Here is an 11,599-nt window from a genome sequence, read left to right as displayed (position 1 = left end):
TAGGCAATTCAGTGAGTTTGGGTAAATAGAGGAGTTATATTAATCATTTTTTGATGTATAATCTCTAAACTTTTTAATTCCATAAGCCACACCCGAAGCTATTAACAATGTAGCTCCACCATCAATTGGTACTCCTTCTCCAGGGGGAGGTGGTGGTTGTGCATGTACAAACAAAATAGATATAAAAAGTAGTGTAACTAAAGATAGTAAAAATTTTATATTCATAATAGAAGTAGTAAGTATAGTGGCTTGATTACCAACTGATAAATGGGTTATTAATACATATTTCTAATCAATGCTAAAACCCTATTTTTATGTTGTGAGTTCTTAGATTGCTTGCAAATTCAATAAATCTAAAAATTATCCTATAATATTATTATGTTAGTACAAGCTTCAGTTCATCTTTAGTTTGTTAAGTAGAAGTAAGTTTTTTCTTAATTGGTAGTAATACAAAAAAAGCTATTCCAATAATGGAATAGCTTAATAAGAAATAATTATAGTTTTTGGTAATATAATCTTATCGTTTGCCCTTCAGTATTATAATCCAATATGTATTTATCGCCTTTGGTTGAAACTACCTTAAAGACATCCTTTACATGTGTCCCTTGAAATTCACCAGTTATAATTATATTTTTTTTCTTTGAATCGTATTTCCATTCTCCGTTAGATGTTACTGTCGGAGTTATTGAAATAAAAGAACCATCATCCTTAAATTGCTGATAATTTTCTCCTTTTAAATATTCGTCAGCATCAAATGTTTCTCCAGTTGATAAAAAACTAATTTCGTATAAATGCCATTTTCCAATAAAGAAATTTGATTCACTTTTGGGAGGTGTATCAGCAAAAACCGAAGACCCTATTAATGTTATTAGTAATGTTGCAAATATTAATTTCAGCGTTTTCATATTTAATTATTTAATGTGTTATTGTTTCAATTATAAGACACCTATAAACAACTGTATGACAATAAATTAACCTTAATAAAGTTTAATAAAAAATGGCTAAACTGACCTAAAATACATAGGCCCTTTTAACCATTTTACACTTACTCTATATTATCCGATAATGTTCACTTCTCAATTATGAACTGTCTACTTTTTACTTATTTAATATTAATTCTTTTTGTCCAAGTTTTAAACTGCGAGTCTTCTTTGTAGATAGGATTTTCTAATGAATTATCTTTTGCAAAGAATGTAACATCAAAATATTTTTGACTGTCTTTATTGTCTATATGTCCTTTTTGAACCTTAACTTTCACCTCAAATGTTAAAACTTCAAATCCATCTTTATCTGTACTATGTGATGACTTAACAAGTGGGTAATAAGACGGATCCATTTTAGAAACATCATTATATTTTTTACCACCATAAAAAGTAACTGAAGGAATTACAGCCGAAGTACTTAATGTTACTGAACTAAATTTTCTAATAGATCTTACTTTACCTGTAACAGTAAATTCATCATCTACATTAGCACTTTTTTTAAAATCATCATTTATTTCTAATGTAAAAGGCTCTTGTGTTACTCTCACTACTTGCTTTACAGATTTTGTTTGACCACCTTCTGTATATGTAGTAAAAGTATATTCATAATCTCCTTTTTTTAATGGTGCATTTCCAATGAAATTATACGTATAACTCTTTTGTTTAATATCGTCTGGTGCTTTAGAAAATTTTTCTGGAACAGGAGATTCTCTTAAGAAAGATATACTACTTAAATTTGTATTATCCATTGATTTAGAATAAACATCAAACGTTATTTGCTCTAACGGTAATACTTCTAAAATTTGCTTACTATTTTCTATTTTTAATTCTGGAGCTAATTCAACTTTTGGCTCTTCATCTTTACTACAAGAAGAAAATAAAGCTGCTGCACCTAAGAATAACGATAACGAATATTTTGTGATTGAATTCATGTTTTTTTTTATATTAGTTGTTGATATTTTCATTACTAAGACATAGAAGTTGAACCTGTTGCCAATTGTATTAAACGTAGTTAACAATTCAACAAAAAAAAGCTATACGATCAAGGATCATATAGCTTCCAAATTATTTTAATTCGTTAATCGCTGTTTCTAAAATCTCATCTTTTTTCATATTGGTCCAATCAAAAGAAACAGGTATGTCTGCTGGTACACCTTTTTCTAGTGATGGATCTTTACTTAAATCTAATGCCTGAGTAATTGAAAATCTGTAAGTCCAACCATTTGGTAATTGGCCTCCATTAGGCATTCCCAAACCACCTCCAGTTGTATCACCTATTAAAGTAATATTAGGAAGTGCTTTTGTTGCAAGTGCGGTAAAAGAACCTGCACTATATGTTCCTCTATCTATTAAAACAATTACTTTTTTCTTATATCTAATTTTATCAGAAGGTTCTACAAAAGCTTCTTCTAATTCAGAAAAATCGTCGTGAGCTGCACCAGTTTTAATTCTAGAATAGTACACTAACGTTTTCTTTTCAACAAATCGACTTAAAATACTGAAGATGTCATTCACGGCTCCTCCACCATTTTCTCTTAAGTCTAAAATTAATCCTTTAGTATCTTTATATCTCTTTAGAATAAAATCTAAATTATTGTCATCTACAGTTCCTGTAAACTCTCCAAACCTGATATAACCAATTTCATTGTTCGCTATAAAGTCGTGCATAAAAGGACCTGAGATATAATAATTATCAGATAAATAATTATCTTCAATCACTCTAAAGTCAAAATTATCTTGTCCTAATTTCTTCACACCAAATCTAGAAACGTTTAAAGGCGATATTAAATTAGTATGATCATCTTTTAATTCAGAAAGCATACTTCCTAATACATTAAAAAATGCTTCATCCGACATTCCTTCACTAATTTGAGATTCATATTTTACTTTAATGGCATCCCAATCTATATTTTTAACATCAAAATAAGCGTATTTTTCATTACACTCATTCCATAAATATTCAAAGTTTTTCTTTCTATCTTTTGTACCAAGGTCTTCACCGAAATAAACCTTATCACAAGAAAATAAACTAGAAATTAATAATAATAAAACGTATATATTTTTCATGATAATACTATTTAGTGTTGAATAAAAAGGCCATTTTAAATACTTGGCTAGACATTGCAAACTGATCTAAATCTCCACCAGTTTTATAACCTGTCCATAAGTATGAGACTTCAATTGCATTATTGTTTTTGAAATACATTGTGTAGTCAATACCTAAATTCATTCTAAACCCTGAGAATGCTTTAAACTCGTAATCATCAAAAAGTTTAGGCTCATTTACAATGCTTGACTGTCCAGAATAAACATATCCATTTCTATATGTATTATTCATTACACTAACATCTAAACGTAATGAGACTGATCTTCTTTTCATTTCGTTTTTTACAACTTTAGATAAATCTCTTGTTGCTTTTACCGAACCAAATAATGTAGATACATTATCTAATCCAAAACTATTATTTGAAAAATATGGGTTTATTCTAATGTTCTGAGATACATCTATTAAGCCACCTACTTTTAGATTTAACTTATCATTAGATAACTTATTAATTCGATATAATTGAGAGTAAAAAACATCTATTGTTTGTATTGTACTAACAGCAGGAGATTCTATACCATGCGTTTTATAAGTTCCTGATGAAAATGATGAACCTACCTCCGTTTCTCTTTTACTATCTAATCTTTTATAACTAAAGCCATAATATAAACCCAGTCCTTTATAGATTAATGGTGATGTAGCTAAATCTCTAAATTTAGTACCACTGTACCCCATTGAAAATGTATAATAAACTGATCTATTTTTTCTTTGTTCTTTCTTAGAAAGAGGTGCATCATCTTGCGAAAACCCTAAAAATGGGACGCATAACAATGCCAATATTGTAATAATAATATTTCGTTTCATAAATAAATTATGTATTGATTGATGTACTTCTGAGACAAAGGATTTGTAAAGGATGACGTTCGTCACCTGTTAACATAAACAAATTTGGAATTTAGAGTGAGCTGATAAAATTGACATTCATGTAGTTTTTTAACCATTGATTATCAAGGTGAACTAAAGCGTATTTACATCTGTTTACTATGTAAAGCATCCTATATTTTTATGAAGAAGAGCTAATGTATAATTATGATTGTAGAACAACAGTATACCCATAATAATCAATTAAAAACCATTGGAATACGTGCTGTCTTTCTGTTTTTTGTTTGGAAACTACTTCAGTTTACAATTATGAAAGAAGATGGGGCAATAGATACTGCTATTACTGAAAGTATAGTTTATATGTCGTCTTTTTTTATTAATTTATTTGGCGGAGAAGCTTACCATACTTCAAGTACATTATATATTAATGGAATTAAGTCTGTTTTTGTTGGAAGCCCATGTAATGGTTTAGTCATAATGGTCATTTTCTCAAGTTTTGTGGCAATAACTCCAGGTAGGTTGAGTACTAAAATAGTCTATATTTTGGTCGGGCTCGTTATCATCTATTTATCAAATACATTAAGGGTAATTCTTCTTGGTTACAATTACATACAAGACATGGAAACATTTAATTTTAACCATAAATACACCTATGTAATTATTGTATATTCTATTGTATTTGCTCTTTGGATGTTATGGATTGAGAAATTTTCTTTGATGAAAGATATATTTAATACAAATGATCAATAGTACTACTACAAAGTGGATTATCTCTCTACTCATTTTTTCAATAATGCTTTATTTAGGCTTTCATTTTAAAGAAGATACTAATAGTTTATATTACGATTTTTATCAATTATTATTCAATAAACTAGCTATTGATACTAATTCAAAAACACTTTCTTACTGCCATTGGCTTGCTCATAAAACACACCTTTTGATTAATACTTCAGGAAGTATCTTCATTATTCATTTACTTTTTAATGATAAAAGCATTACCAAAAAACTCATTGTTTTTTATACTGTATTACTTTTTACTTATATTTTACTTAGTGCTATTAGTAAAACATATAACGACAAATACCTTTATATAACAATTTACGGTGTTGTTCAACAATTTACTTCTGCCTTCACTCCTCTTTTATTATTTCCAATTATCTATATTTATTCAAAATTCAACGCAGCAAAAAACGCATCATAAATTTATTACCATTACTATTTATGATACAGACAATAGAAATATTTGCAATCCAATAATTTCGTTCTTAGCTTTCTACTAATAAACACACTATATACTTTAAGCACGAACACATGAAGAATAAGCTTCAGAAATTAGAAGAAATGAACCGTCTTGCCGAACTAGGTGGAGGCGAAAAAAGAATAGAAGCTCAACATAATAAAGGAAAACTTACAGCTAGAGAACGTATTGAACTATTAATGGATACAAATACCTTCCATGAGGTTGGTAAATTTGTAAGACATAGAGAGGTTCAGTTTGGTTTAGACAAAGAACACTACCTAGGCGATGGCGTAATAACTGGCTATGGTAAAATTTCTGGTAGACTTGTATATGTATATTCTCAAGATTTTACAGTTTTTGGGGGTTCATTATCGGAGTCTCAAGCAGAAAAAATCTGTAAAATTATGGATATGGCCATGAAAAATGGTGCCCCAATTATTGGTTTAAATGACTCTGGAGGAGCCCGAATTCAAGAAGGAGTCAAGTCTTTAGGAGGTTATGCAGATATTTTTTATAAGAATACCAAAGCATCTGGAGTAATTCCTCAGATTTCATGTATAATGGGACCTTGTGCTGGTGGAGCAGTATATTCTCCTGCTATTACAGATTTTATTATGATGGTAGAAAACACCTCATATATGTTTGTTACAGGTCCTAATGTTGTTAAAACAGTTACACACGAGGAGGTAACGTCTGAAGAACTCGGTGGTGCATCTGCTCATAGCACAAAAAGTGGAGTTACGCATTTCACATCAGCTAATGAAGCTATTGCACTACAAAAAATTAAAAAGCTGTTAAGCTATCTCCCTCAAAACTGTGAGATGGACGCTCCTAGGTACGAATACGAAAAGCCAAAATCAGAAGTTCGTCCACAGCTAAATACTATAGTTCCTGAAAATCCAAACACACCTTACGATATAAGAGAAGTTATACATGGTAGTATTGACGAAGATTCTTTCTTTGAAGTACATGAAGCTTATGCTGAAAATATTGTTGTTGGTTTTGGTAGAATTGGAGGCAAAAGTATTGGTATTGTAGGTAATCAGCCGGCTGTTCTTGCAGGTGTTTTAGATAATGATGCCTCTAAAAAAGCAGCACGTTTTGTACGTTTTTGCGATGCCTTCAATATTCCTCTTCTAGTGTTTGAAGATGTTCCAGGTTTCTTACCAGGTACAGACCAAGAGTGGAATGGTATTATCTCTAATGGAGCAAAATTATTATACGCTTTTTGCGAAGCAACAGTACCTAGAATTACAGTCATTACACGTAAAGCATATGGTGGAGCGTATGATGTTATGAACTCAAAACACATTGGTGCTGATTTAAATTATGCATGGCCAACAGCAGAGATTGCGGTAATGGGTGCGAAAGGTGCTGCTGAAATTATCTTCAGAAAAGAGATTCAGAATGCGGAAGATCCAGAAGCAAAGTTGCAAGAAAAAATTGCTGAATACACCAAAGAATTTGCAAATCCTTATAGAGCTGCATATAGAGGTTATATAGATGAGGTTATTAAGCCTGAAAATACACGGGAAAGACTAATTGCTGCATTTACAATGCTCAGGAATAAAGTAGATCATAACCCCCGAAAAAAACATGGTAATATCCCTCTTTAAAAATAATAAACGTGAGTCAGTAATGGTTCACGTTTTTTATTTAGATAGAATTAATATAATTGGTCAGGTTGATGTCTCTTTCTAAGTTCATCTTTTTCCGTAAACGATGTCTTGCTACATGCACACTTCCTAAAGAAATACCCAATAGATACGCCATTTCTTTACCAGAAAAATTGAGTTTAATCAAGGCACAAACTTTAAGGTCTGCTGCACTTAAATTCGGTACTTCTTTCTCTAAACGCTCATAAAAACCAATATTTTGATCAATAAATGTTTTATTAAATCCATCCCAAAGCGTTTCAGAATTCCGATCAATAGATTTTAAAAACCGTTTACTTCCTACACCTATTTCACTATTTTCTATATGAACTCTCAATAGTTCAATAACTTCTTCTCGTTCTATTAACCGCAATGTATTTGTTGTTAATTCTTTATTCTTTAAAGCCAACAACTCCTTAGATGCTAACTCTTTTAAAAAGTGCTTTTTTCTTTCGTTTCTCCACCTAAAAAAAAGTACGCCACCAATTAAAGCCACTACAATAATTAAAAAGATTATTTTGTAATAGAGTAACTGTTTATTTCTAGCACTAATCTCTTGTTGTTGCTTAGCCAATTGCTCATTTTTTTTATCAATTTCTTCTTTATAATGACTTCTGATTGTTAGAAAATCTTTATTTCTATCATTTCTTAGATTGAGGTACGTATCGTTTATTGTTTTTGATTCTGTCTGATAGAAGTACGCATCTTTATATGCTCCATTTAATGCCAACAATTTTGCATACCTATTCATAACATACGATTGATAAAAGATATATTCTCCATTCTTATCTTCTACCTTTAATGCCTTTTCAAAATATTTCTTTGATACATCTTGCCTGTTTAGATCAAAGTAATTTTGAGCAACATGTCCATATAATATTATTAAAAAACTCTTATGAATTTCTTTGTTTGGATAACTATCTGGTAGATTCTCGAGTCTATCAATTCCTTTAAATAATAATGCAAGCGATTGTTTATAATTTTTATCTCCTTCATAATAACTTGCTAATTTTTCATTTAAATACACCTTATAAATAGCATTTTCGTTGCTGCTTTTAGCATAAGTAAAGCAACTATCTATATGTATTTTTAAAGATTTGTAATTATTAATTCTCTGGTAATATAAGGCTAAATAATAATGTGTAGCATAAAGGGACTTATTGGAAACAGCCTGAGTTTTAGACAATTTTTGTTGATACTGATAGGCTTTATTAAAGTAAATCCCTGCTTCTTCGTCTTGCTTAAAAAGGTAATATAAAACACCCATTGATTGATACGCCTTAACCATAAGTACAGTATCTTGTGCCTCTTCTGCTAAGAATAAAGTTTCACCAGCATAATTAAATGCATTACTAAAGTGTAAATTCTTTCTTTGAGTGGCTGTCTTTACTAAAAGGTCTTCAATTTTATGTTCGTTACTCAGAATTTTTAACGAATCTTCTTCCAATTTATCCCCATTACCTAGTTGGTATATATGTGGCATAAACTGCTGAGCTTGTAATTCTACAATTAAGCAATTGTTGAGTAATAAGAGAAAGCAAAAACAGTTTAAAAAATTATTTAAAAGACAAGTATTCAGCACTTTAATTAAATTACATCAAAAAATAAGCTACCCAAATTGTTGAGTAAATATAGTTAAAATATTTTGACCTGTTAAGTTTTTGTAAGGGCATTTTTTAGACAATAGCAAGAACAGAAACCTAAATTGGAACAAATCATTTTTTAGGGTGAGTAAAAATTTAATCACCTGATTTATTACAATTTCTAGCAATTATGAAAAGGAGAGATTTTTTTAAAAAGGGTTCTAAAGCAGCTGTAGTTGCAGGTATTTTACCACTCGCGACATCATCTTGTGCCACTCAAAAAAATATAGCTACATCTACTAATAAAGATAAATGGCACCATTTAGGAAAAGGAGAAATTGGGCTATCTAATAGAATTAAAGAAGCTACTTATGAGGTTGTAGTAGTGGGTGGAGGTGCTGCTGGAATATGTGCAGCAGTGGCTTCAGCTAGAAATGGGGCCAAAACAGTACTAATTCAAGACCGACCTATGGTTGGTGGAAATGCATCTAGCGAAATGAGGGTACACTTAAATGGTGTAAACAATATAAAAGGGAAGGCAGAAAGGGAATCTGGTTTAATAGAAGAAATTCTGTTGCAAAATAGATTTAATAACGAACAAGAATCGTTTCCTGTTTTCGACCATATAATGTATGATTTTGTTGTAAGAGAGCCAAACTTAACATTAATGGTGAACACTCAAGCAATAGAAGCAATAATGGATGGCTCTAAAATTAAAGCTGCTAAATGTTGGCAAGCCACCACAGAAACTTTATACACAATTACTGGTAAGGTATTTATAGACTGTTCTGGCGATGGTTTACTTGCAGCTACTGCTGGAGCAGAATACAGAACAGGCAGAGAAGGTAAGGATGAGTTTAATGAAAGCTTTGCTCCAGAAAAAGCAGATGGATGGCAAATGGGCTCTACATTACTAATGTCGTCTGTAGATATGGGAAGACCCATGAAATACTCTCCTCCATCTTTTGCTTTTAAATATACGCATGAAGGTGCCCATAAAAGAAGAAGATTTGCAAACTTTCAAGATGGTATCTGGTGGATTGAAGTAGGTAGTGATGATGATATTATTGCAGATGCAGAAGTAAACCGTCAGAAATTAATGGGGTATTTACATGGTGTATGGGACTACATAAAAAACTCTGGTAATTTTCCTGAAGCAGAAAATCAAGCACTAGATTGGGTTGGGTCGCTTCCAGCTAGGAGAGAATCAAGACGTTTTATTGGTGACTATATTCTCTCTGAAAAAGACATGACAGAACACAAACATTTTGATGATGCTGTAGCTTTTGGCGGGTGGTCTTTAGACGAACATAACCCAGGTGGAATTGAAAATGTTTCTGAGCCTCCAAGTTATTTTCATTATCATTTTAAAAGTATCTATCAATTTCCTTTTGGAAGTTTGTACTCTAAAAACATTTCAAATTTAATGTTTGCTGGACGAAATGTTAGCCAAACACACATTGCACTTTCTTCTTCTAGAATAATGGCTACATGTGCTCTACAAGGACAAGCAGTAGGTACGGCTGCAACAATTTGTATTCAGAAAAAGTGCTCTCCTAGAGAAGTAAGAGAAAAACATATAAATGCTTTACAAGAACAGCTGCTTAGAGATGATGCTTTTATTCCAAACAGACCTGCTAACGACGAAAATGATTTAGCAAAGCAAGTGAGTGCTATTTTTGCAGATTCTACTTCTACCGGAGATGTAAAAAACCTAACCAATGGTATGTCGAGAGATATTGATGGACAAATCAATCATTGGAAATCGAAAAATGCTAAAGCAGAGCTACAATTAGAATGGGATAAACCTACTACAATTTCTAAGGTAGAAATAAAATGCGATACCAATTTAAAAAGAAACATCATGATGCGAAAAGATAGCAGGAATGATGATTTATATGGAAATGGCGTACCAAAAGAAATGCTTAAATCTTTAAGTGTAGAAGGTAGAATTAATGGCAAATGGGTAATACTAGGTACAATAAATCAAAATAAAACTAGATTGATTAAATTTAATTTCGAGGCTAAAAAAGTAACTGCTATTAAAATTAATTTAAAGGAAACTTACGGAGCTGAAAAAATAAAACTTTTTGAAGTAAGATGTTATACATAAACCTACAAATCAATCACTTAAAACACTTCTATTCTAATTTTAATAATAGAAGTGTTTACTTTTTCTACTAAAAAGAACATACATTAAAACACCTAATTATTAATGTATTTATTATGTTATCAATCTCTATAAATATTTGTTTTTGATTTAATTTCAAAATTAACTTCCTCATTTACAATAGATCAGTTATTTTTGTAGTACTTACATTACCATATCTACTACACTACTATAATGAGCGACAATCATATTTACATAGAATTTGATCAGAAAAAAACAATCGCTTCCGATTTTGATATTATATCTTTAGAAAGCATTCTGAGAGATTCTGAGCCCCATAAAATACACCGCATCAATTTTTACGCTATTCTTGTTATAACTGATGGTGAGGGAATTCATACTATAGATTTTAAAAATTATGCGTATTCAAAAGGTGAAATACTTACTTTAAAAAAAGGACAAGTTCATCAGTTTCATAAAAGTAATGCTAAAGGATATATCTTGCTTCTTACAGAAGAATACATGGCTAACCTATTTAATAATGACAGCTCTGTAAATAGCTCTGAACTACTTAATGAGAACCTATTTATGCAACATAATCTGCTAGGTATTACTGAATTTGATTCATTTATACAACTAGTACAACAACTTAAAGTAGAATTAGAGACAACAATAAGTCAAGAAACGAATAAGATTATACTTCACTTTCTTCAAATCCTTTTTCTTAAAATAAAACAAATTAGACACACCTCTATAGTCCCTGAAATTGAGACACAATACATTCCAAAATTTATAGAATTTCAAGAACTTGTCGAAGAGTTTCACCCTACAAGTAGAAGTGTTAAATATTTTGCTGATAAATTAAAAGTCACATCAAAACAACTTAACCTTATTACACATAATATTTGCAATGAAACTGCTAAAAAAGTAATTGATGAAATTACGTTACTTTGCATCAAAAGATTATTAATTAATCAAGAGCTTTCCGTAAAAGACGTTGCTGTTAAAACTGGTTTTTTAGAGGCAAATAACTTTTTCAAATTTTTTAAAAAGAATGCAATTCAAACACCTTACAACTTTAAAAATTTGTATAAATAATACA

11 protein-coding genes are annotated in these 11,599 nt (G+C 30.7%); 5 read left to right on the top strand and 6 right to left on the bottom strand.

All coding sequences use genetic code 11. The annotated features are described in order from the left end of the window. Window positions 1-39: 39 nt before the first annotated feature. The 5 genes from KM029_RS18440 to KM029_RS18420 all read right to left on the bottom strand — a co-directional run bounded on the left by KM029_RS18440 (window position 40) and on the right by KM029_RS18420 (window position 3,891). Window positions 40-225, bottom strand: a complete 186-nt coding sequence (locus KM029_RS18440; RefSeq protein ID WP_144074657.1) for a PID-CTERM protein-sorting domain-containing protein — start codon at window positions 223-225, stop codon at window positions 40-42. A 269-nt stretch (window positions 226-494) separates the two neighbouring features. Then, entirely contained in the window at window positions 495-905 is a 411-nt protein-coding gene (locus KM029_RS18435) for a hypothetical protein (protein WP_144074656.1), read from the bottom strand. A 197-nt stretch (window positions 906-1,102) separates the two neighbouring features. Beyond that, a complete protein-coding gene (locus KM029_RS18430; protein WP_144074655.1) occupies window positions 1,103-1,915 on the bottom strand; it encodes a hypothetical protein in 813 nt (270 codons plus the stop codon). A 133-nt stretch (window positions 1,916-2,048) separates the two neighbouring features. Then, on the bottom strand, window positions 2,049-3,050 hold the full coding sequence (locus KM029_RS18425) for a S41 family peptidase (RefSeq protein WP_144074654.1): 1,002 nt from the start codon (window positions 3,048-3,050) through the stop codon (window positions 2,049-2,051). 7 nt (window positions 3,051-3,057) lie between these two features. Beyond that, window positions 3,058-3,891 (bottom strand): hypothetical protein, encoded by an 834-nt coding sequence (locus KM029_RS18420; RefSeq protein WP_144074653.1) that lies wholly within the window; start codon window positions 3,889-3,891, stop codon window positions 3,058-3,060. A gap of 225 nt (window positions 3,892-4,116) precedes the next feature. Here KM029_RS18420 and KM029_RS18415 point away from each other — a divergent pair, with 225 nt between their 5' ends. From KM029_RS18415 to KM029_RS18405, 3 genes are all read left to right on the top strand, one after another. After that, a complete protein-coding gene (locus tag KM029_RS18415; RefSeq protein WP_144074652.1) occupies window positions 4,117-4,659 on the top strand; it encodes an archaeosortase/exosortase family protein in 543 nt (180 codons plus the stop codon). After that, window positions 4,649-5,110: a hypothetical protein gene (locus KM029_RS18410; RefSeq protein WP_144074651.1), complete on the top strand. Its 462-nt coding sequence runs from the start codon at window positions 4,649-4,651 to the stop codon at window positions 5,108-5,110. Before KM029_RS18415 ends, KM029_RS18410 begins: the two co-directional genes overlap by 11 nt. A 110-nt stretch (window positions 5,111-5,220) precedes the next feature. Continuing rightward, entirely contained in the window at window positions 5,221-6,765 is a 1,545-nt protein-coding gene (locus tag KM029_RS18405; protein ID WP_144074650.1) for an acyl-CoA carboxylase subunit beta, read from the top strand. 40 nt (window positions 6,766-6,805) lie between these two features. Here KM029_RS18405 and KM029_RS18400 read toward each other — a convergent pair whose 3' ends face one another. After that, complete coding sequence (locus KM029_RS18400; protein WP_144074649.1) at window positions 6,806-8,287, bottom strand: helix-turn-helix transcriptional regulator; 1,482 nt, start codon at window positions 8,285-8,287, stop codon at window positions 6,806-6,808. Window positions 8,288-8,577: 290 nt separating this feature from the next. On the opposite strand from KM029_RS18400, the gene KM029_RS18395 reads away from it, so the two are divergent. Then, window positions 8,578-10,500 (top strand): FAD-dependent oxidoreductase, encoded by a 1,923-nt coding sequence (locus KM029_RS18395; RefSeq protein WP_144074648.1) that lies wholly within the window; start codon window positions 8,578-8,580, stop codon window positions 10,498-10,500. Between the two features lie 231 nt (window positions 10,501-10,731). Next, window positions 10,732-11,595, top strand: a complete 864-nt coding sequence (locus KM029_RS18390) for a helix-turn-helix domain-containing protein (RefSeq protein ID WP_144074647.1) — start codon at window positions 10,732-10,734, stop codon at window positions 11,593-11,595. The last annotated feature ends 4 nt before the right edge of the window (window positions 11,596-11,599 follow it).

Origin of the sequence: Flammeovirga kamogawensis (genome assembly GCF_018736065.1) — a bacterium.
Lineage (GTDB): Bacteria > Bacteroidota > Bacteroidia > Cytophagales > Flammeovirgaceae > Flammeovirga > Flammeovirga kamogawensis.
The sequence above is the reverse complement of the archived record's forward strand: the minus strand, read 5'-3'. Positions and strand labels throughout refer to the sequence as shown.